Annotated in this window: 20 protein-coding genes and 3 pseudogenes; 9 read left to right on the top strand and 14 right to left on the bottom strand. The window is 68.6% G+C overall.

Annotation, left to right across the window (positions count from 1 at the left end):
• Nucleotides 1–27: 27 nt before the first annotated feature.
• Nucleotides 28–1160, bottom strand: a pseudogene (locus tag KI385_RS04400) (IS630 family transposase).
• A gap of 83 nt (nt 1161–1243) precedes the next feature.
• Nucleotides 1244–1828, bottom strand: a complete 585-nt coding sequence (locus KI385_RS04405; RefSeq protein WP_238570909.1) for a TetR/AcrR family transcriptional regulator — start codon at nt 1826–1828, stop codon at nt 1244–1246.
• Between the two features lie 138 nt (nt 1829–1966).
• Between KI385_RS04405 and KI385_RS04410 the strand changes: the two genes are divergently transcribed.
• On the top strand, nt 1967–2833 hold the full coding sequence (locus tag KI385_RS04410) for a class I SAM-dependent methyltransferase (protein WP_238570910.1): 867 nt from the start codon (nt 1967–1969) through the stop codon (nt 2831–2833).
• Here the strand turns inward: KI385_RS04410 and KI385_RS04415 are convergent.
• Nucleotides 2830–3549, bottom strand: a pseudogene (locus KI385_RS04415) (IS481 family transposase); the annotation flags it as partial. The gene KI385_RS04410 and the pseudogene KI385_RS04415 overlap by 4 nt on opposite strands.
• Here KI385_RS04415 and KI385_RS04420 point away from each other — a divergent pair.
• A pseudogene (locus KI385_RS04420) lies at nt 3529–3771 on the top strand (transposase family protein); the annotation flags it as partial. The pseudogenes KI385_RS04415 and KI385_RS04420 sit on opposite strands and share 21 nt — an antisense overlap.
• A 224-nt stretch (nt 3772–3995) precedes the next feature.
• Here the strand turns inward: KI385_RS04420 and KI385_RS04425 are convergent.
• Nucleotides 3996–4805 carry a hypothetical protein gene (locus tag KI385_RS04425; protein ID WP_238570911.1) on the bottom strand — a complete coding sequence of 270 codons (810 nt, stop codon included), beginning with the start codon at nt 4803–4805 and terminating at the stop codon, nt 3996–3998.
• A gap of 511 nt (nt 4806–5316) precedes the next feature.
• Nucleotides 5317–5910: a TetR/AcrR family transcriptional regulator gene (locus KI385_RS04430; protein ID WP_238570912.1), complete on the bottom strand. Its 594-nt coding sequence runs from the start codon at nt 5908–5910 to the stop codon at nt 5317–5319.
• A gap of 90 nt (nt 5911–6000) precedes the next feature.
• Between KI385_RS04430 and KI385_RS04435 the strand changes: the two genes are divergently transcribed.
• Nucleotides 6001–7221 carry an alpha/beta hydrolase family protein gene (locus KI385_RS04435; RefSeq protein WP_238570913.1) on the top strand — a complete coding sequence of 407 codons (1221 nt, stop codon included), beginning with the start codon at nt 6001–6003 and terminating at the stop codon, nt 7219–7221.
• Nucleotides 7222–7301: 80 nt separating this feature from the next.
• On the top strand, nt 7302–7694 hold the full coding sequence (locus KI385_RS04440) for a nuclear transport factor 2 family protein (protein ID WP_238570914.1): 393 nt from the start codon (nt 7302–7304) through the stop codon (nt 7692–7694).
• A 431-nt stretch (nt 7695–8125) separates the two neighbouring features.
• Here the strand turns inward: KI385_RS04440 and KI385_RS04445 are convergent, their stop codons facing one another.
• Together KI385_RS04445 and KI385_RS04450 are read right to left on the bottom strand one after the other, a co-directional pair.
• On the bottom strand, nt 8126–9682 hold the full coding sequence (locus tag KI385_RS04445; protein WP_238570915.1) for a GMC family oxidoreductase: 1557 nt from the start codon (nt 9680–9682) through the stop codon (nt 8126–8128).
• Between the two features lie 244 nt (nt 9683–9926).
• Nucleotides 9927–10880, bottom strand: a complete 954-nt coding sequence (locus KI385_RS04450; protein ID WP_238570916.1) for a hypothetical protein — start codon at nt 10878–10880, stop codon at nt 9927–9929.
• A 647-nt stretch (nt 10881–11527) separates the two neighbouring features.
• On the opposite strand from KI385_RS04450, the gene KI385_RS04455 reads away from it, so the two are divergent.
• Nucleotides 11528–12352, top strand: a complete 825-nt coding sequence (locus KI385_RS04455) for an SDR family NAD(P)-dependent oxidoreductase (RefSeq protein ID WP_238570917.1) — start codon at nt 11528–11530, stop codon at nt 12350–12352.
• Nucleotides 12353–12607: 255 nt separating this feature from the next.
• Here the strand turns inward: KI385_RS04455 and KI385_RS04460 are convergent, their stop codons facing one another.
• The 6 genes from KI385_RS04460 to KI385_RS04485 all read right to left on the bottom strand — a co-directional run bounded on the left by KI385_RS04460 (nt 12608) and on the right by KI385_RS04485 (nt 17204).
• Nucleotides 12608–13045 carry a cytidine deaminase family protein gene (locus KI385_RS04460; RefSeq protein ID WP_238570918.1) on the bottom strand — a complete coding sequence of 146 codons (438 nt, stop codon included), beginning with the start codon at nt 13043–13045 and terminating at the stop codon, nt 12608–12610.
• 21 nt (nt 13046–13066) lie between these two features.
• On the bottom strand, nt 13067–14092 hold the full coding sequence (locus KI385_RS04465; protein ID WP_238570919.1) for an IS630 family transposase: 1026 nt from the start codon (nt 14090–14092) through the stop codon (nt 13067–13069).
• Nucleotides 14093–14291: 199 nt separating this feature from the next.
• Nucleotides 14292–14888, bottom strand: coding sequence for a TetR/AcrR family transcriptional regulator (locus KI385_RS04470; RefSeq protein WP_238570920.1), 597 nt, complete (start codon nt 14886–14888; stop codon nt 14292–14294).
• A 427-nt stretch (nt 14889–15315) separates the two neighbouring features.
• The gene (locus tag KI385_RS04475; RefSeq protein ID WP_238570921.1) at nt 15316–16320 is read right to left on the bottom strand and encodes a DUF2278 family protein; all 1005 of its coding nucleotides are present in this window, start codon (nt 16318–16320) and stop codon (nt 15316–15318) included.
• Between the two features lie 58 nt (nt 16321–16378).
• Nucleotides 16379–16561: a hypothetical protein gene (locus tag KI385_RS04480; RefSeq protein ID WP_238570922.1), complete on the bottom strand. Its 183-nt coding sequence runs from the start codon at nt 16559–16561 to the stop codon at nt 16379–16381.
• A gap of 355 nt (nt 16562–16916) precedes the next feature.
• On the bottom strand, nt 16917–17204 hold the full coding sequence (locus tag KI385_RS04485) for an FCD domain-containing protein (RefSeq protein WP_238570923.1): 288 nt from the start codon (nt 17202–17204) through the stop codon (nt 16917–16919).
• Nucleotides 17205–17349: 145 nt separating this feature from the next.
• On the opposite strand from KI385_RS04485, the gene KI385_RS04490 reads away from it, so the two are divergent.
• Nucleotides 17350–17832, top strand: a complete 483-nt coding sequence (locus tag KI385_RS04490; protein WP_238570924.1) for a carbon-nitrogen hydrolase family protein — start codon at nt 17350–17352, stop codon at nt 17830–17832.
• Here KI385_RS04490 and KI385_RS04495 read toward each other — a convergent pair.
• A complete protein-coding gene (locus tag KI385_RS04495; protein ID WP_238570925.1) occupies nt 17774–18223 on the bottom strand; it encodes a DUF2871 domain-containing protein in 450 nt (149 codons plus the stop codon). The genes KI385_RS04490 and KI385_RS04495 overlap by 59 nt on opposite strands.
• 408 nt (nt 18224–18631) lie before the next feature.
• Between KI385_RS04495 and KI385_RS04500 the strand changes: the two genes are divergently transcribed.
• The 3 genes from KI385_RS04500 to KI385_RS04510 all read left to right on the top strand — a co-directional run bounded on the left by KI385_RS04500 (nt 18632) and on the right by KI385_RS04510 (nt 24363).
• Nucleotides 18632–20149: a glutamate synthase subunit beta gene (locus tag KI385_RS04500; protein ID WP_238570926.1), complete on the top strand. Its 1518-nt coding sequence runs from the start codon at nt 18632–18634 to the stop codon at nt 20147–20149.
• Between the two features lie 136 nt (nt 20150–20285).
• On the top strand, nt 20286–21254 hold the full coding sequence (locus KI385_RS04505; RefSeq protein WP_238570927.1) for a cyclase family protein: 969 nt from the start codon (nt 20286–20288) through the stop codon (nt 21252–21254).
• A gap of 253 nt (nt 21255–21507) precedes the next feature.
• The gene (locus KI385_RS04510; RefSeq protein ID WP_238570928.1) at nt 21508–24363 is read left to right on the top strand and encodes a SpoIIE family protein phosphatase; all 2856 of its coding nucleotides are present in this window, start codon (nt 21508–21510) and stop codon (nt 24361–24363) included.
• Nucleotides 24364–24434: the final 71 nt, after the last annotated feature.

Below are 24434 nucleotides of genomic sequence, written 5' to 3' on the forward strand. Positions count from 1 at the left end.
TGCTGACCGCGTTGGTTCGCCTGGTTGTCAGGCTGCGGTTTCGAAAGGGCGTCCGCCCCAACGGATGCCCTTCTCGCTTCGGATACGGGCGCGTTCCTTGCGTTCGGCGGCCAGGACGTCGCGGTGGCGGGCGTTGGCGTTGCGCCATCGCAGGTAGGCGTGCAGGGCCCGGGTCTGCACGGTGTGGTTGGGGCGGTTGGAGTTGGCGATGGTGAACTGCCTCAGCGGTCCGAAGTGCGCCTCGATGGGTTGGCCCAGGATGCGTAGGTCGGGGTGAAGCACAACTCGACCTTGTTCTTCTTCGCCCAGCGGCGGATCGTGTCACCGGTGTGGGCGGAGAGGTTGTCCATGATCACGTAGATCGGGGCGCCGTCGGGGCGGGCGGCGCGGATCGACTTCAGCGCGGCCAGGGTGTTGGCGGCGCCTTTGCGGCGGCGGTTGACGCCCCACAGACTGTCGTCGCCGACCGAGTAGCAGCCGTGGAAGTAGCGCACGCCGTGAGTGCGGTGGTAGGTGGCCGGCACGCGGTCGGGACGGGTCTGTTGGGCCCAGCAGTTGCCGCCGGTGGGCCGGATACCCAGGGGGCCGAACTCGTCGAAGGCGAAGACCCGGTCCGGGAACTGGTGAAGGACGTGCTCGATGCGGTCGAGCTTGGCGTCGCGGTCGCGGTCGGGGTCGGGGTCGGGCGACTCCTTCCAGGTTTTCGTGCGCTGGAAGGTGACGCCACGGCGAGCGAGCAGGCCGCGTAACGTCTCGCGACCGATACGGATCACACGGCCGTGCACTTTGCGTAGGTAGGCGGCGAGCTTGCGCAGCGACCAGCGAGTGAAGGGCTGGCCGAGCCCGGCCGGGCGGGTGGCGGCCGTCGCGATGACGAAGTCCTCGTCGTCATCGCTGAGCAGGCGGGGACGGCCTCCCGCCCACTGAGGGTCCAAGCAGGGCAGGCCGATCTCGTTGAACCGGTGGATCACGTCCCGGACGGTGTCCTCGTCGGCCTGCACCAGCTGGGCGATCACCGGCACGCGGTTCCCGCCGGCCGAGGCCAGCAGCATCATCGCCCGCCGGTAACGCACCGAACTCGTGCTGCCCCGGCGCACGATCTGCTGCAGCCGCTGCCCCTCCTGGTCGGTCAGTCTGCGCACGTGGACAGGCTCGGCCACCGCGCCTCCAGCAGTCGGATCGGGCATCACCGCACATCCAACCGCCACGAGCACCGACCCGGCGAACCAATGCGGTCACAGCACTAGCCGTCCACCAGCGCGTCCACCAGGCGCGTCATAGAGGACCGTGGGTCAGGTGTATCCGGCCAGCTGGTCATCAGGAGGTGGTGGGCGGTGCCGACGATGGCGAGGGCCACGGTGCCCGGGTCGACGGTCTCCGCCACCCGGCCGAGCCTCCTTTCAGCCATGAGATAGCCGGTGATGGCCTCCTGGATCGCGGTGAGGCCCGGCGCCCCGCCTTCCAGGGCCTCGCGGATGCGCAGCGTGGTGGCGGGGCGGCTGATGGCAAGACCCGAGAGGGCCGGTCCGGCGGAGTCGAACAGCGCGAGGGCGACGACGTTGAGGTTCCGCGCCACCGTGCCTTGCCCGGCGAGCCCCGACAGGGCCTGAGCCTTCGCCGCCGTCCGCGCGAACCGGTCGAGGCAGAGCTCGGCCACGAATTCATCGAGCCCCGCGAAGTGCGCGTGCAACAGCCCCTTGGAGCAGCCCGCCTCGGTGGTGATGGCTCGGCTGGTGAGCGCGCCGGGCCCGTCCCGCTCCACGACACGCTCGGCGGCCGCGAACAGCCGCTCGCGTACGTCCGGCGTCGCCACTCCGCGCGGTGACATGGGCCTCTCTCTCGTTCTGCTGCCGCCGCCCTCAAGGGGCACAACTCTGCGCATATTAGCGGGGATTGCCAGTTTGGGCGAATGCCCATAACGTTTGGGCGAGTGCCCATCATCCGTCACCCACCACAGGAGGCACCCGTGTCGGACGTCGTCAACACCGAGCAGGCACAGGCATGGAACGGCCCCGAAGGCTCCCACTGGGCCCGCAACCAGGACCGCTGGAACGCCGTGAACGAGGGCTTCAACGAGCCTCTGCTCGACGCCGCCGGAATCACCGGGGACCACCGGGTCCTCGACCTCGGTTGCGGCTCCGGGCAAACCACACGCCTCGCCGCGCTCAGGGCGCCCCAAGGGCATGCGCTGGGCCTCGACCTGTCCGGCCCGATGCTGGCCGCGGCGCGGGCCCGCGTGGAACGGGAGGGCATCGCCAACGCTTCCTTCACACAAGGGGACGCCCAGGTGTACCCCTTCGAAGCAGGCGCGTTCGACGCGGCAGTCAGCCGCTTTGGGGTGATGTTCTTTGCCGACCCGGTAGCGGCCTTCGGTAACGTCGGCCGGGCGCTGCGGCCCGGCGGGCGCCTGGCGTTCGTCTGCCCGGCCGATGCCGCGCTCAACGGCTGGGTGGCGGCGATGGCGTCACTGCGCGACTTCCTGCCCGTCGGCGACTTCGGGCGGCCGGGGCTGCCCGGCATGTTCTCCCTGGCTGCCCCGGACCGCATCCGCGACGTCCTCACCACGTCCGGGTTCACCGGCATCAGCATCAACCAAGCGCAGACGTACGGGACATGGGGACACGGAGCCGAGGACGCGGCGGAGTTTCTGCTGGGCACCGGCCCCGGCCACCACCTGATGGAACAGGCTGATGCGGCCGCGCGGGCTCGCGCCCACAGCACCCTGACGGACCATCTGCGCACCCAGCAGGCGGCGGACGGCACGGTCCGACTGCTCAGCACGTCGTGGCTGGTCACGGCGGACCGCCCGGCCGACCCATCGGACAGGCTCTAGGTGTATTGCCCTGTGAGGTTGGGGACGCGGCCGGCGGGTGGTTTGCCTTTCAGGGCGGTGTGTCCGCGGTGGTGATTGTAGGTATGGAGCCACTGCGGGAACGCTTGTCGGCGTTCGGCCTCTGAGTGGTAGGGCTTTGCGTAGGCCCATTCATCGAGCAGGGTGCGGTTGAGGCGTTCGACCTTGCCGTTGGTCTGCGGTCGGTAGGGTCGGGTTCGCTTGTGGGTGATCCCGGCCGCGGCGAGTGCGTCGCGCCAGGCGTGTGGCTTGTAGCAGGCGCCGTTGTCGGTCAGGACGCGTTCGACGGTGATTCCGCAGGTGGTGAAGAGCGCCTGGGCGCGAGTCCAGAAGGCGGTGGCGGTCTCCTTCTTCTCATCTGCGTGGATCTCGCTGTAGGCGAGGCGGGAGTGGTCGTCGACGGCGGTGTGGATGTAGCTGTAGCCGGCGCCGGAGCGGGTTTTGCGGCCTGCTTGGCGGTCGAGGGTCTTGTGGCCGCCGCCGTCGGGGATGTTGCCGAGTTTCTTGATGTCCACGTGGACCAGTTCGCCTGGCCGGTTGCGTTCGTAGCGGCGTATGGGCCGGCCGGTTGCCCGGTCCAGGTGGGTGAGGCGGGCCAGGCCGAAGCGGGTCAGCACGCGGTGCACGGTCGAGGGCACCAGGCCCAGCAGGTGTGCGATGCGGGCAGGGCCCCACCGGCGCAGGGCGCTTACATCAACACCGGCGTCATCGTCCCGCACCGCAAACGCCCCGACCGGCCACTGCTGCCGGGCGAGGAGGAGGACAACGCGGAGCACCGCAGAGTCCGGGCCCGCGTCGAGCATGCCTTCGCCCGAATGAAGAACTACAAGATCCTCCGTGACTGCCGACAGCGCGGCGACGGCCTCCACCACGCCGTCCAAGCCGTCGCCCACATGCACAACCTCACCCTCGCCGCGTGATCCATCAGGCTCATCGGTCCAGCTCAACCTGACTGACCACAGCCTTCTGCAACACGCTTTAGGCAGAGGAACTTGCGGCAGTCCGCCTGATACCTGCTCGCGGAGTCCCAGCGTGTCGGGGCGCGGGTGCGAGGCTCACGCGACGGCCGGGTGTCCGTATGGTGGGGTGCGGCCCTGCCCCACCCTCTGTGCGGTTCCGAAGTGATCAAGGGGCTGACCGTACGTCAGTAGGCGCCGATCGACCAGAAGACGCCCACCTCGTTGTCGGTCACGGCGATCAGACCCAGGTCCTCGAAGAGGTCGAGGCCGTTGAGGTACTCGGAGGTGAGGAAGAGATTGGAGCGGGTGCCCGCGAGGCCGGCGGCGAGGAAGTCCGCGGCCGGATCGGAGGCGGCGGCCGTCGCGTTGGTCCAGTAGCGCGCGTCGGGTCCGTATCGGTCGAGTACCGTGCGGGCGTCCGCCAGAACGGCGTCCCGGTCCGGGCGGGAGCGGACGGGAGCGAATTCCGCTTGCCACTCCTCGGCCATGATGGCGAGCGCCGCGGCAGCCGTTTCCGCCTCCAAGGGGTACAGGAGGTCAGGGAACTGCGATGGGGCCGGTGGGTCGAAGGGGTAGGCGGGCACGGTGTCGCGGGCGGTGTTGGTGCGGTCCCGGTCCAGTCGGATCCAGCCACGGGGGTCGCGGACGGAGCGGTGCAGCACCGCCAGGACGTCGTGCGCCCAGTCCTCGTGCCGACGGGGGCCGGTGGCCGCGAAGGTGTAGACATCGTCGAGCAGCCGCAGTAGCGCCGCGTTCCAGGGACAGATGCGGCTGCGGAACTCCGTCAGCAGGCTGCCGACTTGGCGAGCGAAGACGTCCCTCGGCGCGCGGGGGATGCTCCGGAGTCGGTCGAGGGCCCACTGGACGAGCTCACCCGCCTCGTCCGCGGCAGGATCGGCAAGACCCTCCGGGAGCGGGAGGTCCGTTCCGTTGTTGAGGGCTTCCAGGTGAGCATCGAGCAGGTCGAATGCCGGCCGGGCGACAGGGATGGACACTTGATCATTTTAGGCTGACTCCTTTGGACCTTGCCGGGCCAGGCGGGACGGGGACTGGATGGCGACACCGCCAACCGCCCGGCCCATCGCGCCCTGTTCGCCTACGCCTCGCTGCTGAGGATCGAACACCCGCGCAAGGCTGCGCCGTGGTTCTTCGCGCTGGTCTACCTCAACCCGATGAACCACATGGGGTGCTCGCTTCCTGACCCCCGGACGGCCCCACCTACGCAAGCTACCCCGTTGAACAGCCCCTCGCGGCCGTTGACGCGTGCAGTGCAGACTGCGGTCGCTGGGCGGGGCCGCACTCCGGCCCCGCCGGCGCACCGGATACACCAACTGGCGCTGGTGATGGTCCGGGGGCGGGGATGACGTCCCGGACTTCCGGCTGGGCCCCGCCGCACGCGCACGCGGGGTCGGCCCACACCCCGGGGAACGGTGGAACTCGGCGCATGCACCGCCCGTTCCGCGCCGGTGTGGTGCCCGGAGCTGGGGGTGCAGACGTGGTCCCCGCTCAGGTCGGCTGTGCCGTGGCCGTGCTGCCGAGGAGACGGTCCACGAGGAGTTCTGGGTAGCCGGAGGCTGGCGGGTCGATGCCGAAGATCGCCCGCAGGTAGAGCGGCGCAACGAGCTGGTCGAGGATCTGATCGAGGGGCGGGGGGACCTCGCCGCGGGCGGCAGCGCGGTCGCGGATGCGCTCGATCGCGCCGATGCGGCGCTCGAACTGTTGTGCGCGTTCCCCCTGCGCCGTGGCGCTGCCCGGCATCGACAGGGCGACGGCCCGAATGAGCAGTCGCCCTTCGGGCGTGCGGATGCTCGCGACGCCCGCTTCGGCCCATGCCGTCAGGTCGCCGCGCAGGGTTCCGGTGTCGGCCAGCGGCCAGTCCCGTTCGAGGCGGGTGACGACCACGTCGGCCAGGAGCGCCTCCCGGCTGCCCCAGCGGCGGTAGACGCTGGTGTGGTTCACCCCGGCGCGCTGCGCGACCGCGGGGATGGTGAGGTCCGCGCCCTGGGGGTCGGACAGCAGGTCGATGACGGCCTGGTGGACGGCCGAGCGGACCTGCTCGGGGCTCTTGCGGAGGCGCGGGGCCGGTTGTTTCGGAGTCACCCACACATCGTAAGCACATTTATTTGCTTCTTGGCGCCCGCGGGTCTACAGTCCTGCCGTACGCACAGATCTGTGCGTAAGGAGGGCGTGATGAAGCCGCTGCTGTTCCCCGAGAACCCCCAGTTCTGGTACGAGACCCTGCGCTCGATGAGCCACATCGCCTACGGCGGCGCCGACTTCGGCGAGGTCGTCTCCACCAGCGCGCGTATCGAGGAAGGCGACTACGACAGCTGGCACGAGGAGTGGACGGCGACCGCCGACCGGGTGGCCGCCGAGGCCCAGCGGGCCCTGGACGCGGGTCACACAGTCAGCGCCCGGGACGGATTCCTGCGCGCCTCCAACTACTACCGGTCGGCGGAGTTCTTCCAGCACGGCCACCCGTGCGACCCCCGCCACGATCACACCTACGACCGCAGCGTGGCCTGCTTCCAGGCCGCAGCCGCGCTCTACACCCCCCGCATCGAACCGGTCCGTATCCCCTACGAGGGCACCACCCTGCCCGGCTACCTCTACCGGGCCGACGACACCGGCACGCCCCGCCCCACACTGATCATGCACAGCGGGTTCGACGGCACCGCCGAGGAACTCCACTTCAGCGGCGCGCTGGCCGCCGTGGAGCGCGGGTACACCGTCCTGGCCTTCGACGGCCCCGGGCAGCCCGGCCCTCGCCACCACCAGGGCCTGGTCTTCCGCCCGGACTGGGAGAACGTCATCACCCCGGTCGTCGACTTCGCCGAGACCCTGCCCGAGGTCGACAACGGCCGCATCGCGCTCTTCGGGAGCAGCATGGGCGGCGTACTCGCCCCCAGGGCAGCCGCGTTCGAGCACCGCCTCGCCGCCCTGATCGCCGTCGACGGCGTCTACGACCTCGGCCAGATATCCACCCGCCACATCCCCGGCGACCGCGACCAGGCCGAACGGCTCCTGCGCGCGGACTCCGCCCCCGAACTCGACGCACACTTCGAGCAGATCACGGCCCAGGACGCCACCGCGCGGTGGGCGATCAACCACGGTATGTACGTGATGGGCGTCGACACGCCCCGGGCCTTCAGTGCCTCCTACCTCGACCACACCCTCGACGGCGGCATCGCCGAGCTGATCCAGTGCCCCACCCTCGTGTGCGACGCCGCCGAAGACGAGTTCTTCAAGGGCCAGCCCGAGCAGCTCTACGAGCACCTGACCTGCCCCAGGACCCTGATGCTGTTCACCGCCGAGGAAGGTGCCGGTGCTCACTGCCACCCCGGTGCCATGCGCCTGGCCCTCGCCCGCATCTACGACTGGCTCGACACCACCCTCGCGACCGTCGCCTGAAACCCCGGCCAGCGCCGGCACTCCCCGTCACCCAGACCCGGTCCTCCCGAACCGCCGCCTCACACCACAAGGAAGCCCCGATGAACCGCACCGGAATCGCAGCCGCCCTCAACGACCTGCTCTTCAACCACGACATCACCCTGGAGGAGGCCGCCGAACGCCACTTCACCCCCGGGTACCGCCAGCGCACGGACGGACGGTGGGCCGACCGCGCCGGGTTCCTCGACCACATCAGCCACCTGCGCGGCATCGTCGCCGGAGGCAAGGTCGAGGTCCACGACGAGCTGTACGACGGCAACAAGTACGCCGACCGGCACACCTGCCACATCACCAAGAACGACGGCACCACCGTCACCATGGAGGTCTACGTCTTCGCCGACCTCGCCCCCGACGGCCGCTTCCACCGTATCGAGGAAACCACCATGATGCTGAGCGGCTCCGACGCCGACCGCAACATCGGCAGCGCCCGCTGACCCACCACCATGCCGACTGCCGGCCCCCGCCCGCAGTCGGCACACGCCCCACCGGCCCCTGGCCGACGGATCCCGGGCCGGTGGCCGCCACGTGCCCGGCGACCCGGCAGGAGAGGCTTGGTCTACTCACGCCACCAGCGGCAACTGCCCAATAGGGCTTCTCGCCGACCGCATACCTGATCGACCAAAGCCGACTTCTCAGGGAGGATCCCCTCAGCACCCCTAGGCAAGCACATTGTTTGCGTCGCCTCGCCCTCCCTCTGGGGATCCCCGTGAAGACCCTTGTCACCGGTGCCACCAGCTACGCCGGCACTCACATTGCCGCCACCCTGCGACGCGCGGGCCATACCGTCCTGGGCCTGACCCGCGACTCCGCCAGGGTCGCGCCTGAAGGGCCCACAGCCCCCCTGCCTGCGGCCTTGCGGGCAGGGTCAGGCGGGCGCCGGGAGGTCGCGGATCATGTCCGCCGCCTTCTCAGCGATCATGATCGTGGGAGCGTTGGTATTGCCCCGCACCACGGTGGGCATCACAGACGCGTCCACCACCCGCAGGCCGCTCACACCGTGCACCCTGAGCCGGGAATCGACAACAGGTCCGATGGAGCAGGTGCCCGCCGGGTGGTAGAGGGTCTGCAGCTCGCGCCGGGCGAAGTCCAGCAGGCCGGCGTCCGTCAGGGAGTCGGGGACGCGGAAGTCGGCCCTGCGGTGCTTGCGCAGGCTCGGCTGGTCGGCGATGTCCAGCAGCATCCTTACGGCCCGGACCATCGTGGCGCGGTCCTCCTCGGTGGTCAGGTAGTTGTGCAGGATGTGCGGCTTTGCGCTGGGGATCGCGGACCGCAGGGAGACCTTGCCTCGGCTGGTGGGGGTGAGCAGGACCGCGCCGAACATGAAGGCGTGGTCGAAGACGGGGCTGATGCCCTCCTCGTGGAACATCACCGGGGTGGCGTGCACCTGAATGTCAGGGGCGTCGAGGCCTTCGCGGGTTCGGTGGAATCCCCCGGCCTCACCGACGTTGGAGGTGAGCGGGCCGCGGCCCTCGGCCTCCAGCATGCGCACGTTGTCCGGTGTCTCGGCGGTCAGCAGCGACTCGGTGTCGGTCAGATAGGAGAGGCCGACGTGCGGGTGGTCCTGGAGGTTCTCCCCCACCGGGAGGTCCACCCGGGCGTCGATGCCACGGGCCGCCAGTTCGTCGGCAGCGCCGATGCCGGAAAGCATGAGCAGTTGCGGGGAGTTGTAGGCACCTGCCGACAGCACCACTTCCCGTTCCGCGTGCCGCCGCAGCAGTTCACCGCTCCGCTCCAGCTCGACACCGGTCGCGCGATCACCGTCGAACAGCACGCGGGTGCACTGCGTTCCGGTCAGCACTTCGAGGTTCGGCCGGGCCAGCGCCGGTCGCAGATACGCGACGGCCGTGCTGCAGCGCAGACCGTCTCGCTGGGTGAGGTGGTAGTAGCCGACGCCGTCCTGTTCGGGCCCGTTGAAGTCGGCGGTGTAGGCGTGGCCGGCCTCTTGTGCCGCGGCTACGTAGGCAGCCATCAGCGGATGCCGGGAACGGCCCTCGCTGACCGTGAGCGGCCCGCCGCCGGCGTGCCACGGGGACGTGCGCCCCTGGAAGTCCTCGGCGCGCAGGAAGTACGGGAGCACGTCGTCCCAGCTCCACCGCTCGGCGCCGGCAGCTGCCCAGGCGTCGTAGTCGCGTCGGTTGCCCCGGATGTAGATCATGGCGTTCATCGACGACGATCCCCCGAGCATTCGGCCCCGGGGCAGGAACCGACGCCGGCCGTCCAGGCCCGGTTCGCAGTCGCTGAGGTAGCTCCAGTCGTACTTCGTCTGGAACAGCTTGCTGAAGGCGGCCGGTACGTGGATCTCCTGGGCGTCGTCCACCGGCCCGGCCTCGACGAGCAGAACGCGGATGTCCGCGTCCTCGGTGAGCCGGGCCGCCAGAACGCATCCCGCCGACCCGGCACCCACGATGATGTAGTCGTACACCCGTCCCCCTCACCCAGCACCCTGCGGACCTCTCCACCCAAGCCGTATCGGCACGTCCGCTCACACCGTGAAACCAGCCATTGTCGATCAGATGCAGGACCCTGATCGGTTGGCCTGAAGATCCTGATCAGTTGGCCCCGCCGCCGCAGCAGCCGCCTCCGCAGCAGGAGGGGGCGTTCCAGGACATCAGCACGAACGAGACGACGACAGCCCTCAAGTGGCCAGCGCCAGTGGACCGTCCCTCTCAGTGGACCGTCACCTTCATGATGCGGCCGGAGGCTTCTACGACGAACAGCTCACGCCGCGGATCATGGTCGCCGAAGCCGCGGGGGATACGGACGCTGCAGGGCATACGCAGACCGGTCGCCAGGACACAGGATCCGCCGGTCTTCGGGTCCACCCGAATGAGTTCGCCATCGCGGAAGCTGGCGACCACCAGGTCGCCACCGAAGGAGGTGAGATCGTCAAGGAGCTTGGCGTCCCAGGGGTTTGGGCTGAGTTCCGTGACCGTGGTGTGGCGGGCCGGGTCGTTCAGGGGGATGCGTACGACGGGCGACGCGGTGCTGGTGATGACACTCGCGTACAGCTGGTCGCCGACGATTTCCAGTCCGTTGGTTCCGAAGACGGAAGCGGCCCGCGTCCACTGCTCGTCCTTTGTACCGTCCGGGCGGATCTTGAGGATGCCGGTGGCCAGCTCGCGACTGACATAGAAGTTGCCGGCGGTGTCGATGGCGAGGCCGTTGATGCCGGATATCCCGTCGACGACCTTCTCGGGTTTCGGATGGGCGGCGGTCGGGTCGAAACGGACGATGCCGCTACCTAACCCCGACGTCAGCGGATTCACACCGAAGTTGACGTACATGAATCCGTCCGGTCCGCGTCGGATACCGCCGGGACCGTTCACCGGAAAGCTGGTTTTGAGCGTGCCGTCGGGGGCATAGCCCTCGACCCGGTGCTTGGCGATATGCGCGACCCAGAGTGTGCCGTGACCGTCGAACTCCAGGTTTTCGCGCCAGTCCAGGAGCGGTACGCCCCCTTCGCGGAACACCTCCACACTCACACGCTGCGTGCACGGCTTCAGGGCCGTGCGCGCCGAGGCCCGCGCCTCGGATGCCGCCACCGGCGTCTGCGTACCGGCGACCAACAGCGCTGACATCAGACCTGCCGCCGCGGCCGTAGCAAACCCACGTATCGTCATCCCGCTACCTCCCATTGACCAGAAAATCATTGATCCCCCTGGAGAGCTGAGCCGTCCGGCATTCTCTCGTCAGAGCGCTGTGGCTTGAGCGTTCAGTTCACATCCAGGTGGCGATTGGCTTGTCCTTGTCGTCCGGGGTCCACTCGACGGCGGTTGGCGCACCCGTACCGTCGTCGGCGAGGAAGATGGCGCAGGCGCAGCCCTCGATGCTCCGCCCCTTCGTCGCCTTCTTGAATTCCGCACTATCGGCGGTCGTGCACCTCCCCCCGGGGTGGCCGGCTTCAACGGATCGCTGAAGTCACGAGACGGCAGCACGTTGAGGCGGCGGGCTCGGCCACGCTCCTTCCACTCTCCGGCGCCGGGAAGCCGAGAAGGGCAGCGAGAAGGCAGCGAGAAGGGCAGCGAGTAAGCCCGCCAATACGCCTCGGCGGATCCGATTCTTCAGATTCACGATGCCGGATCCTCTATATACGCCGTGAGTTATCACGATGGCTGGCCGTCAACAGGGCCGGTGAACTGAGCCCTCGCACAACAGCGCAGCGAAGGAGAGCACAGCGGAACGGCCCCGGCCCAGTGTGCATGACAGAACGCCTGAGTTGAAGCATCTTTCTAGAATGATCTTCTAGATATGCTCTAGAGTGCCGGCCATGGAGGACATCACTACGGCGGTGGTCACCGGCGGCAACCGCGGCATCGGGTACGCGGTGGCCGCTGAACTCGTCCGGCGGAACTGCCGGATTGTGCTGATCGCACGGGATCGGGAGCGGGGCGAACGGGCGGCTGCGGCGCTGGGCGGATCGGTCCACCTCGTGGTCGGCGATCTGTCCGTACTGTCCGAGGTGCGATCGGTGGCGGACGGGCTGCTACGGCAGTGCGGGCACATCGACGTACTGGTGCACAACGCGGGAATCTGGCCGTCCCGGTTGGTGCACACTCCGGACGGGTTGGAGCGGGCATTCGCCGTAAATCATCTGGCGCCGTTTCTCCTCAATCACCTGCTGGAGGAGCGATTGCTGGCGAACCGGACCCGGGTGGTCCAAGTCAGCGCCGGCCTGTACATCAAAGGGCGGCTCGATCTGAACCGGACTCCCGTCGGAGCCGACTTCCACCGGATGCGCACCTACTGCACCACCAAACTCGCCAACCTCCTCATGCTCCCGCTGTTCGCCAGACGCTGGCAGGGAGCGGGCGTGCATATCGACGCGGTACACCCGGGCGTGATCAGAACCGGCCTCGGAGACCCCGGCGGGGTGCGTGGCCTGCTACTGAAGGCGGTGAAGCGCTCCTGGGCCGCACCAGGGCAAGGCGCCGCCCCCGTGGTCCGGCTCGCCCTCTCGTCCGGGGGCCCTTCCGGCCGTTACTTCGACATCGACCAGCAGGTACCCCTTGAGCCCATCGCAGCCGATCCGGCCGTGGCGCAGCGGGTGTGGGACCAGGCCATGACGCTGACGGGACTCAGTGGTGCCGCCTGAACAACAGCCGGGAAGCCCGCCTCACTTCGGCGGGCTGTTCACCCTCACCGGCGTCATGCGCTTCCTCGACAACTCCTGGGTTCAGAGCATGCGCTGGCTACTCCTCCCCCAGATCGCCCCCCTGCCCATCCGCCCACCCGGTCGGTACGCCCGCTCCGCGAAAAAGCACACGCCCATCTCGCCCGCAAACGCCGTCCGGACGGGCAGCCCTAGTGCCGCATCAGGCAACGTTCGCCCTGTTGAAGTCTGGCAATGTCAGCTCGTGCTGAGTGGCTCGGTTTGCTCAGTGTCGAGCTGGTGGTCGGCCCAGATGTAGCTTTCGGGAAGCAGATCGGTGATGGAAACGGTCCGGAGGCGGTCGCCTGCCCCAACGATGACCTTCAGGTCCGGGAAGTAGTCGACAAGGACCTGGCGGCACCGTCCGCACGGGGGAACGACCCCCCGGTCGCGATCGCCCACGGCGACGATCGTGTCCAGCTCGTAGGCGCGCTGGGCGGCTGCCGCGCCGATGAGAACCAGCTCGGCGCAGGGGCCTCCCGTGAAGTGGTATGCGTTCACTGCGGTGACGATCCGGCCGTCCTGGGCACGGGCCGCGGCCGCCATGGTGTGGTTGTCGCCCCGGCAGCAAGTGCGCGCGACCTGCGCCGCGGCCTGGATGAGTTCGTGGTCGACGTGGTGGGTCTGCGTGGTCATCTTCTCTGCCTTCGTAAGGTGTCAGGCGACGTTGACCCGAGTGACGATGGCGCGCAAGCGAATATCGACTGTGTGCTTGTTCCGCCAGATGATGTAGCGGCGGATCATGCTGCCCTGCTCCTTGTGGCTGGCGTGGTCGGTGCCGTCGAGGGTGAAGTAGCGCAGGGCGGTGAACTGAGCCTCGATGCGGTTCAGCCACGAGGAGTTGGTAGGGGTGTAGGCGATCTCGACGTTGCTCGCTGCCGCCCAGGAGCCGACCCGCTGGCACTTCTTCGTGGTCAGGTGGGGTGAGAAGTTGTCGCAGACGATCGCGATCCGCACAGTCGGTGGGGTAGAGCGAGCGCAGGTAGCGGCAGAACTCCAGGAACTGAGTGCGCCGTTTGATGGGCTTGATGTGGCCGTAGAGCTTGTCTTTGGCCAGGTCGAGTGCGGCGAACAGGTGCCGTACCCGCCGTAGCGGTTGTAGGTCGCCCGCCGCCGTCGGCGCGGTTCGCGGTCGGGGTCCTTGTGCTTGCCGCCGCGTTCGACCCACTGCCTGCCCGGGTGGGGCATCAGATTGAGCGGGCCGAACTCGTCCATGCTGACGATGACTTCGGGCTCGCCGTCCTCGGGTATGACCTCTCCGTCAGCGATCGCATACAGGTGCTCGACCCGCGCCTTCTTGGCCGCGTGGTCGGGGTCGCGGGAGGTCTTCCAGGTCTTCAGGCGCCGAAAGGAGACACCTTCCTCGCGGAGCAGGATGCGCAGGCCCTCGTGGCTGATGTCGTCGACCACCCCCTCAGCGACCAGGAAGTCCGCCAGCTTTGACGGGCTCCAGGTCGAGAACGGCCGGTCACGCTCGGTCGGCTTGGACTTCGCGATCTTCTTGATCTCGCGCCGCTCGGGCAGCGTGAACGTCTTGGGCCGACCACCCTTGAACTTCGGATACAGCGACTCGAAGCCGTCGGCGTTGAAGTTGTGGATCACATCCCGGACCCGGTCGTCGCTGGTGAACGACACCTCGGCAATTCTCGCCACCGGCATGCCCTGCGCGGACAGCAGCACCATCTGGGCCCGCCGCCAGGTCACCACCGCCAGGCACCCCTGCGGATGATCCGCAACAGCCGTCCGCCCTCGTCGTCATCGATCTCGCGTACACGTACTCGTTCTGCCACCCGGACAGGGTGACGGGCACGCGCCGCCCGGCACGGCACCTGGACGGCGCGTTACGTCACAACAGGGCAAACGTTCCCTGCTACGGCACTAGCTACTCCGGCCGCAGGGACCGCCAGATCCGGTCGGGCAGGATCCGCGCAGCCTGGGCGAGATCGACGTCGTACGTGCTGGACAGCCAGCGGCGCGCGGTCTCGGCAACCGGTCCGATGACCAGCGCCTCGATCAGGGGCTCGGGGGTGGGCGCGATCTCGCCGGCTTCGATCCGCGGCCGCATCCACTCCACGACGCCCCCCAGCATGACCGCCTTGGCCGCGCGGATCTGGTCGGCGTGGGCCGCGAGATAGCCGGAGTAGGCGGAGGCATGGATGAACAGAGCGGCGTCCGGGTGCTCTTCGGTGAAGCGCAGATAGGCCCCGACGAGTGCGCGGACGCCGGTGCGAGCGGTACGGGTACGGGTCAGGGCAGCGGTCAGCTCGTCGAAAAGCTGCCCCATGCACCTGGTGTACAGAGCGGCTGCGAGACCGTCGAAGCTGCCGAAGTGGTGATAGAGGCTGCCGAGGCTGACGCCACTGGCCGCGGTGACCGCGTTCACCGTGAACCCCTGCTGGCCCGATGAGGCATACACCTGGAGCGCGGTGGTCAGGAGGCGGTCGACGGTGGCCTCGCCGCGCTGCTGTTTAGGAGACATGGTGCGGTCCCGTCGACGTCATGTAGACACCCTAATGCAATCAGAACTAGAAGGAATCATTAGAAAGACGTTCAACAATGTCCGGCTGATGGGCCATGCGTGACGTATACATCTTCCGCGACGGCGAACTCATCCCTGGGACGACCCGGTGGCCGGCCGGTCCTGCATTCCGGCTGGCAGTAGCAACGGTTCAGAACGGTTCAGCCGGCGTCCACCACCTGCACCGCTCGTTGATCAATCAGTAGAACGCCCCGACCTCCGGCAGCGAACGGTCGCCCCCACACGGGCATGCCGGGAAACCGTGGCCTCGGTCCCTCAGTGCCCGTGCAGGACGCCAGGCGCCGGTGTCGATGATGCCCGCAGGTCCACGCAGCTTGTCGACGCGCAAAGCCCTGGCAGTGACAGGAGAGCGTTCCCGACCGTGATGTCAGAAGGTGAGCGTCTGCCCCTCACGCTGGGCCTGTTGTTCGGTGTAAGCCACACCGTGGACCTTGAGTCCGGCCGGATCGAGCAGGGTGATCGATCCACCATGGTTGCCGAGATGGAATCCGTTGTGAACCGGGACGACGATGGTGGTTCCCGGTTCAAGGCGCCCGGCGGGCAATGCCAGCAATTGTTGCTGCTGGTCGGAGAGGTGCCACCCGTTCAGGTCGACCGGGGCGGCAGAGGTGTTGACCAGAGTGACGGTTTCGGCCTCGGGTGCTGGGCCGACGGGGTTGACCAACGCGGCGAGGATGCGAAGGGTCTCCTCGCCGCCGGCGGGCGGAGGAGGCGCGGCGGCGATGGTGTGGCCCGTGGTGTCGTCGGTGTGCCATGCCTGCGATTGAAACGCCAGGAAGATGGCGATCCACCGGGATTCGGCGGGGAAGTGCAGGAGCAGGCCACCGTCCTGCCACACTCCGTCGTCCTCGCGGAACCGCCCGGTATTGCCCTGGTTCATGTGAACGTCATGGATGCCGTCGCTCGGGCGGAAGCGGAACACTTTGTCGACGGCGGCCGGTTCGCCGAACCGCTGCCCGAAGATATAGACGGATGCCGTCCGATCGGCGATGGCCCGCTCCACGGAGTGGTCGAGAAGGTCGGCCAGGTCGTTGTCCACGCCGGGCAGTTCAGGTGGCAGTGTCCGCATCTGCGACGGATCGAAAAGGTTGCCGCGAATGAAGTCGAGGCTGGCTGTACCCGCGCGCGACGGCAATGACGTCCAACCGCTGCCGGCCGGCGGGAGCAGTTGGGTCATCGGATGCCGGAAGTCGTCAAGAGCTATGTACAGGAGCTCGGACGGGGACTGCTGGGAAAGAACGTTGATTGCGGCGCGATAGGAGGTGCCGTCGTTGTCGGTGAGGTGGACCTGATAGTGGGGCGAATCGTCGCCACCTTCACGCCGTCGCTCGACCGCCCTGCATGCCAACACACCATACTGATTCAGCGGCATGTGTCCGTCCTCCCAATTGCTGTCCAACAGTCAGGCTGGGCGGGCCCTTTGGCCAATATCAGATGTGAGGAGCTTGCCAGCGCGGCGAATGCGGGCGATTCGTCGTTGCCTTCGACGAACGTCGTGAATGAGCAGAGTGATCGAGTTCCTGAGCGTCGAAGAACCGAAGCGTGTCGATGTCTTCGATCTCCAGAACGGCGAGCACATCGAGATTCATTCGGCGGATCCGCGCGGCGATCACCTTCTGGTCCTCGGGTCCTTCCCTTCACCAGCATGCCCTTATAGGTGCGCAGACGCATCTGCTCGGGGTCGTCGAAGACATAGCTGGCGGGCAGCTCGCCGCAGGACCCTGCTGGATGAACGTCGCGACGTCCCTCGGAGACGAGCAGCACAACCGCCACCTGCATCTGCACATCGCGGCCGGCGACGGGGTGGCCCGGTTCATTCCCCGCAGGTGACCCCAAACCGGGCACGATGCCGTGCCGTGGGCGTCAGGCAGTTTCGGGGGGTGGGGTGCGGCCGAGCGTCCGGGCGGATCCTCGCGCCGATGGGCCCCCGATGCGCGCCAAGGCTGCGTCGGCTTCAGCGGTGTCCGTTCAGGAATCACCGGTCGGGGCGGGCGGATGTGGTCGCTCGCCGACCGCAGGCCGGGCGGCGTCCGGGAGGCCGAGCAACATGGTGCGGTGCAATGGCGCGACGTGGCGCCGGGCGATGTCGACCGCGCCCATCGGGTCGCCGCGGCGTACGGCGTCCACCAGTGCACGGTGTTCGCAGTTGGACTGCCGGAGGGCGTCCAGGGGGTAGGGCAGGTAGTAACGGTAGAGGCCCTGCAATACGGCGCCGTACGGCGCGGCGGCGAAGGTGACGCCGGTGGCATCGGCCACCGCGAGGTGGAAGCGTCCCTCGTAGCTGCGGAACAGCGTTCCTCGTAGCTGCGGAATTCGGTCCGGCTCTGTGCTCCGTCCATGTCCGCGACCAGCCCGTCGAGGAGGTCGCGAGGGCCGCTTCGTCGGCGTTGAGGGCCGCCAGGTGGGCGATGCCGCATTCGAGGACGAGCCGGTGATCGATCAGGCGGTGGACCTCGGCGGCTGCCGCAAGAAAAAGAGCCCACCTTGCTCTCATTTCATGGTGATGTTCCCCGCGGCCCGAGACCATGCCGAGCAGCTCGCCCGGCTCGCCGGCGACCTGGGTATCTGGCTGGTGCCCGGGAGCGTGTGCGAGCGGGAACTCGGCGGCGAACTGTTCAACACCGCGCTGGCCTTCTCGCCCGAGGGATGGCCGGCCGCCTCCTACCGCAAGATCTTCCCCTGGCGGCCCCACGAGCCCTACGTCCCCGGAGACCGCTTCGTCGTCCTCGACCTGCCGGGCGACGGCCGCGTGGGCTTCACGACCTGCTACGACGCGTGGCTCCCCGAAGTCGCGCGCCACCTTGCGTGGAGGGGCGCGGAAGTGATCAGGTCGTGGTCTTCACCGGCTCCGCCTCCGCGGGCCCTGTCTTCGTGTGCTCGTTGAGGCGCTTGCCGAGCAGGACGAACAGCAGGATGAGCCCGACCGTGAGGACGATATGGCCCAGGCCGGCGATCCACGACACGGCCTCGGGGACAGGGTTGCCGAGCACGGTCCGGGTGCCGCGGATGAGCATCGTGAGAACGGTGATCGCGATGCCCGCGTTGTAGAACCAGAAGAAGTACGTGAACTGCTTCGACTCGGACAGTTGGAACTGCTTGTCGAGGGCGAGGACGATGAGGAAGCCCAGCATGCCCAGCGCGAGCAAATGGGTGTGTACGACCGACAGTTGAGTGTCGCCCTCGAAATCGTTGATCTTGGTGATCTCCCGGTAGTACAGCCCGGAGATCAGCCCGAGGATCATGTAGACGTGTGCCGCATAGTAGGACTTCCGCATCCCCGCGCCCTCTTCCGGATGGTCAACTACCGTACTGACGGGGGATATTGAAGCACCGCGGGCAGGGCCCGTCTCCAGATTTCGGAGATCGTTCAGGACCGATGATCCGCGGCTGCCTCCTCTGCGGTGCCCTGGGGATTGCTGTGGCGTTCAAGGCTCGTCGTGCGACCGGCGCCCAGCTCCGACCTGGAGATCATTTACGGGACAGCGTTGGGACTCCGACCCGTCCGCGCCTGCCGCTCCCCCGGCCGCGTCGGCTGCACGCCCGTCCGCGTCGGCCGCTCCCCCGGCCCCGGTCGGCCGCACGACCGGCCGACTCGGGCCCGCCGACCGGTGAAAGCGGAACAAAGCAGGCGTACGCTGGCGAAAACGCCGTATTGCACCACGCGTGAGCGTTGGAGGCGGCGCATGACCGACCCTTACGGCTTCCTCAAGATCCCCCGTCGGCCCGTCCCGCCGCGCCCCGTCGAAGAACGGCTCAACGACTGGGACGAGGTCTACGCGGGACAGGCGCTGCTTCCGCTCATGTCGGAGCAGGCGGGCCGCTGCATGGACTGCGGCATACCGTTCTGCCACAGCGGCTGTCCGCTGGGAAATCTCATCCCCGAGTGGAACGCGTACGCCACGCGGGGCAACTGGCGAGCCGCGGCCGAGCGGCTGCACGCGACGAACAACTTCCCCGAGTTCACCGGACGGCTGTGCCCGGCGCCGTGCGAGGACGCCTGTGTGCTGGCCCTCAATGCCGATCCGGTGACGATCAAGAACGTCGAGCAGGCCATCGCCGACCAGATCTGGGAGCGCGGGTACGCGCCCCCGCATCCGCCGGAGCGGCTCAGCGGGAAGACCGTCGCCGTCATCGGCTCCGGACCTGCGGGACTGGCGGCAGCGCAGCAGCTCACCCGCATCGGTCACACCGTCGCCGTCTACGAGCGCGCCGACCGCATCGGCGGACTGCTGCGCTACGGCATCCCCTCGTTCAAGCTGGAGAAGCAGCATCTGAACCGCCGCATCGAGCAGATGCGGGCGGAGGGCACCAAGTTCCGCACGGGTGTGGACGTCGGCGGCGATCTTGACGCCACCGAGCTCAGAAGGCGCCACGACGCGGTGGTCATCGCCGTCGGAGCCATGGAACGACGGGAGCTCCCCGTTCCCGGCCGCGAGCTGCACGGCATCCATCAGGCCATGGACTACCTGACCCTCGCCAACCGGGTCGGGGAGGGCGACTACGCCTCGTCCCCCGTCACCGCCGAGGGCAAGCATGTGGTGATCGTCGGTGGTGGGGACACCGGCTCGGACTGCCTGGGCACCGCCTTGCGTCAGGGCGCGGCCTCCGTGGTGCAGCTCGACATCAACCCGGAGCCGGGCGACACCCGGCCGGACACCGAGCCCTGGCCCACGTATCCGAAGGTCTACCGGATCTCCCACGCCCATGAAGAGGCCCGGGGCCGGGAGGGCACGGATCCGAGGCTCTTCTCCTCCGCCACCCTCCGCTTCGAAGCCGGCACGGCAGGCCATGTGCGCGCGCTGTGTCTGACGGAAGTGGAGCCCACGGCCAGAAGGCCACGGCCGGACACCGAGCAGGTGATCCCGGCGGAGCTGGTTCTGCTCGCCCTCGGCTTCTCCGGCCCGGAACGGGGCACCGGTCTGATGGAGCAGCTCGGGCTCAGCCTGGACGACCGGGGAAACTTCGCCCGGGACGTCGGCTTCGCGGCCGGAACGGCGGAGCGGGCCGAGCAGGCCGAGCCGGCGGTCCGCGCCACGACGGACGGGGTCTTCGTGGCAGGTGACGCGGGGCGCGGCCAGTCCCTCGTGGTGTGGGCCATCGCGGAGGGACGGGCCACCGCGGCGGCCACGGACCGCTATCTGACCGGCTCCACCGAGCTCCCGGCCCCCATCACCCCGATGGACCGGCCCCTGGTGGCGTGATGCCACGGGCAGCCGCTGCCGCCGCGGGCACCACCAGACGCCTCGCGCGCTACCGACCGCCGAATCCGGCGGCCCGGCTCAATGGGTGGTCCCTTGTCGGCGCCCGCCCTGTCCCCCTTGGAGCGCTGAGTAGCAGATGACCAGCAACGCCGGCGATGTACCGGCTCCCCCGCCGGCCGGCACCGGTAACGGGCCCGCCGTCTCCCGCCAGGAGTTCGACGCGCTGTTCGCGACGGTCCGTACGTGGGGCCGCTGGGCCCCTGCCGACCGCGGCGCCTGGAACCGGGTGACTCCCGACCACGTACGGCGGGCCGCCGCCCTGGTCCGGAGCGGAACGGTCGTCCCGATGGCGCGCCCCTGGAACACGGTGCCCGGCCCGGACAACAGCAAGCCCGCCCTGCACTACATGTCCGCTCTCGGCGATGTCGAGCCTGCTGAACCCTCCACCCACAAGGACTTCATCGCCGTCGATTACCACGGCAAGGCCGTCAGCCATCTGGACGCACTGTCCCACGTCGCCTACCGCGGGCAGCTCTACGACGGGCGCACCGCGCGCGAGCTCATCGACGCCGGAGGTGCCCGCTTCGGTGCCGTATCAGCGCTTGGCGCCCTCGCGACCAAAGGCGTGCTTCTCGATCTGCCCGCTGTCCTGGGGGGCAAGTGGCTGGAACCCGGACGGGCGGTGCACGCCGAGGACATCGTTGCCGCGGAGAAGGCGCTCGATGTGACGATCGGCGACGGTGACGCGGTGCTGCTGCGGTCCGGCTGCTTCCGCCGTCGCCAGGAGCTGGGCGCCTGGGATCCCGACACGGCGAGCGCCGGCTTCCACGTGGACGCGCTGCCTCTACTGGCCGAGCGCGGCATCGCCCTGCTCGGCGGCGACGGCGACAGCGACGTACGGCCCTCGCCGGTCGAGGGGCTGCATTCTCCGGTCCATGCGCTCGCCGTCGCCGCGATGGGAGTGCCGCTCCTGGACAACCTCGACCTCGAAGCGCTCTCCGCCGCCGGCACCGAGACGGGCCGTTACGAGTTCCTACTCCTGGTAGCCCCCCTGAACATCCCCGGCGGCACGGGCTCGCCCGTCACTCCGGTCGCGGTTCTGTGAGGGCCGAGCCGCATGGCACCGATGCCACGGCCGGCAGTGTCCGACGGCGTCCGGCAAGCCCGGTAAGCCCGGTAGGGCCAGGTCGTCACCGTCGGCATGCCCCGGCTCCGGAATGCGAACGCCCGGCGCTTCTCTTCCCTGTCCGCACTCAGTACCGTTATATGTGCAAAGCTCTACAATTGGATCAAACGGTACAGCTGCTCCGACGTACGGGCGGCCATAGCGGCACGTACCTATATGGGAAGTGATTTGGATGGGGCTCGTGGCAGATGGCATCGGCCCCGCACGCGCCCGTGAGCAGTTCCTTCGCGGTGGGTCGGTCGAAGGGAACGTGAGAAGCCCGATCCTGAATTCGTGGCAGCGTTCCCGATCGCTGGGGCTCTCGCCGGAAGGATGCGAGCTTCCCTTCCTCCAGGATCTCGATCTGGACGGCCGGCTCGTCCGCGCCGCTGCGCCCGTAATGGACCGGCTGCAGTCCAGGTTCGAGGGCAGGAACATGAATGTGTCCCTTGCCGATGCACGCGGGGCAGTGCTGCAACGCCGTTTCGGTGACGCCTCTCTGGTGAGGCGTCTGGCCGCGATCCAGAGTGTCCCGGGCTTCGTATTCGCCGAGCAGTTCGGCGGAACCAACGGAATCGGTCTGGCACTTGCGGAAAGACAGCTGATCAACGTCTATGGCGCCGAGCACTTCGCCGAACGCTCGCAATCAAATGCATGTTCGGCAATTCCCGTCCGGGACCTGCTCAGTGGACGCATAGAAGGCATTCTCTGCTTCGGCTATCCGCTCACCGATGCGGATGTGGCGCTGAATTCCGTGATCCGCAAGGCAGCCCGCGCGATCGAACGACGGCTGCTGGAGCAGAGTTCGACGCGGGAACGCGCCCTGCTCGACGCGTACCTCGACGCCAGGCGCCGTGCCCCGACCAGCGAAACGACAGACAACGGCCAGCTGGGCGAGCTTTCCGAGGGCGGACTGGACTGGCGTGACGAATTGATCCTCAAGGAGAAGGCCGCCGATCTGATCTCCTCGCCGCAGCGAGCCGCCGTCGAGGTACCCCTGCCCGGCGGACGGCGGGTCACCTTGCTGAGCCGCCCGGTGACCAGCCCCTCCGGCGTGGAGGGCGTCGTCATCGAAGCGGTCTTCCCCTCACCGCAACAGCGCCTCGCCGTCCCCGTCGAAGCCGATGTATCGCCCCGCCCCCTGGCACCGCAGGCCCTCGCCCGCACCGCCCCGCTGCCCGGGCACCTTCCCGGCGCCGTACCCGGCCGGGCGGCCACGACGGTCCGCAGGCCCGGCACGCCGGGCGCCGCCGGAATCACCACCGACAGGGCGACCAGTGGGTTGGTGCTGGTGGGCGAACCGGGAGTGGGGAAGTACGCGGTGGCGGCCCGACGCCGCCTGGAGCTGCTGTCCGAGGCCAGCACCCGCATCGGCACCACCCTGGACGTGAGCCGCACCGCCCGGGAACTCGCCGAGATGGCCGTCCCGCGCCTGGCCGACTTCGTCACCATCGACCTTCCCGAGGCAGTGCTGCGCGGCGAGGAGCCGACCGATCCCCGCACCGGTCTCTACCGCACGGTGGTCCACGGCATCCGCGAAGACTGCCCCTTCTACCCTGCCGGTGGACGGGTCGACCTTCGCTCCTCCACACCCCAGCTCCGTTGTCTGGCCAGCGGGCAGCCGGTACTTGAGCCCGACCTGAGGACCGCAACAGGCTGGATCGCCCAAGACCCCGGGCACGCCCAGGACCTTCTCGACCACAACGTCCACTCCCTCATCGCCGTCCCCCTCCTCGCCCGCGGCATCGCCCTGGGCGTCGCAAGCTTCTACCGCTCACGGGACCCTGCCCCTTTCGGGGACGACGACCGTTCGCTGGCCCAGGAACTCACCACCCGCGCCGCCATCTGCATCGACAACGCCCGCCGTTACACCCGCGAGCACACCATGGTCCTTGCTTTGCAGCGCAGCCTGCTGCCGCACAGCTTCCCCGAGCTGAACGCCGTCGAGGTCGCCTACCGCTATATGGCCGCCGAGTCCGGAGTCGGCGGGGACTGGTTCGACGTCATTCCCCTCTCCAGCGCCCGTGTCGCGCTCGTCGTCGGGGATGTCGTCGGCCATGGGCTGCACGCCGCCGCCACCATGGGCCGACTGCGCACCGCCGCGCGCAACTTCGCCGAACTGGACCTCGGCCCGGACGAGGTCCTCACACACCTGGACAATCTCGTGGGGCGCCTCGACCGGGACGAGGGCGGCGAGGAACGCTCCGCCGGCGGCACCGGCATCATCGGCGCCACCTGCCTGTATGTCATCTACGACCCGACCTCGCAAAAGTGCGTCATGGCCCGCGCCGGCCACCTCCCACCCGCGCTGGTCGGCCCCGACGGCACCGTCACCCTCCCCGACCTGCCCGCGGGTCCGCCGCTGGGCCTGGGCGGTCTCCCCTTCGAAACCGCCGAGTTCCACCTCCCCGAAGGCAGCCAGCTCGTTCTCTACACCGACGGACTCATCGCGGACCGCCACCGCGACTTCGACACGGCCCTCGACCAGCTGCGCCGAGCCGTGGCCCACCCGAACCGCCCACCGGAGGAGACCTGTGAGGCAGTTCTCCAGAGCGTGGTGCCCAACCACCCCGCCGACGACATCGCACTGCTCGTCGCCCGCACCCACGCCCTGGACCCGCAACGCATCGCCACCTGGGACCTGCCGGCCGACCCGGCACTCGTCTCCGGCATCCGCGCCGCGGTTACGCACCAACTGGCCACATGGGGGCTGGACGAGGTCGCCTTCTCCACCGAACTACTGCTCAGCGAGCTGGTCACCAACGCCATCCGCTACGGCACCGGCCCCATCCAGGTACGCCTGCTCTACGACCGCACGCTGACCTGCGAGGTCTCCGACACCAGCAGCACCGCCCCGCATCTGCGCCACGCGGCCACCACCGACGAGGGCGGCCGCGGGCTGTTCCTCGTCGCACAACTCACCCAGGCCTGGGGCACCCGCTACACCCCCAACGGCAAGGTCATATGGGCCGAATGCGCGCTGGAAGTGTCCGCGGGAAAGCCCGAAACCCTCGAAATATGCTTCGACGACATTCCCGCCATCGAATAGCCCATCCGGCCTCGAAGTCAAAAGGGGTCGTAGCATGGCGGAAATGCGGTAACCGGTCCCGGTAATACGCC

It is taken from the genome of Streptomyces inhibens (genome assembly GCF_022221585.1).
In the GTDB taxonomy this organism is placed as follows: Bacteria; Actinomycetota; Actinomycetes; order Streptomycetales; family Streptomycetaceae; genus Streptomyces; species Streptomyces inhibens.

What these genes read in the sequence shown, in the direction of transcription:
- KI385_RS04405 (WP_238570909.1), bottom strand. Translation starts at nt 1,828, where the DNA reads ATGTCACCGCGCGGAGTGGCGACGCCGGACGTACGCGAGCGGCTGTTC.
- KI385_RS04435 (WP_238570913.1), top strand. Translation starts at nt 6,001, where the DNA reads ATGAAGCCGCTGCTGTTCCCCGAGAACCCCCAGTTCTGGTACGAGACC.
- KI385_RS04440 (WP_238570914.1), top strand. Translation starts at nt 7,302, where the DNA reads ATGAACCGCACCGGAATCGCAGCCGCCCTCAACGACCTGCTCTTCAAC.
- KI385_RS04450 (WP_238570916.1), bottom strand. Translation starts at nt 10,880, where the DNA reads ATGACGATACGTGGGTTTGCTACGGCCGCGGCGGCAGGTCTGATGTCA.
- KI385_RS04455 (WP_238570917.1), top strand. Translation starts at nt 11,528, where the DNA reads ATGGAGGACATCACTACGGCGGTGGTCACCGGCGGCAACCGCGGCATC.
- KI385_RS04460 (WP_238570918.1), bottom strand. Translation starts at nt 13,045, where the DNA reads ATGACCACGCAGACCCACCACGTCGACCACGAACTCATCCAGGCCGCG.
- KI385_RS04465 (WP_238570919.1), bottom strand. Translation starts at nt 14,092, where the DNA reads ATGGTGCTGCTGTCCGCGCAGGGCATGCCGGTGGCGAGAATTGCCGAG.
- KI385_RS04470 (WP_238570920.1), bottom strand. Translation starts at nt 14,888, where the DNA reads ATGTCTCCTAAACAGCAGCGCGGCGAGGCCACCGTCGACCGCCTCCTG.
- KI385_RS04475 (WP_238570921.1), bottom strand. Translation starts at nt 16,320, where the DNA reads ATGCCGCTGAATCAGTATGGTGTGTTGGCATGCAGGGCGGTCGAGCGA.
- KI385_RS04495 (WP_238570925.1), bottom strand. Translation starts at nt 18,223, where the DNA reads ATGCGGAAGTCCTACTATGCGGCACACGTCTACATGATCCTCGGGCTG.
- KI385_RS04500 (WP_238570926.1), top strand. Translation starts at nt 18,632, where the DNA reads ATGACCGACCCTTACGGCTTCCTCAAGATCCCCCGTCGGCCCGTCCCG.
- KI385_RS04505 (WP_238570927.1), top strand. Translation starts at nt 20,286, where the DNA reads ATGACCAGCAACGCCGGCGATGTACCGGCTCCCCCGCCGGCCGGCACC.
- KI385_RS04510 (WP_238570928.1), top strand. Translation starts at nt 21,508, where the DNA reads ATGGGGCTCGTGGCAGATGGCATCGGCCCCGCACGCGCCCGTGAGCAG.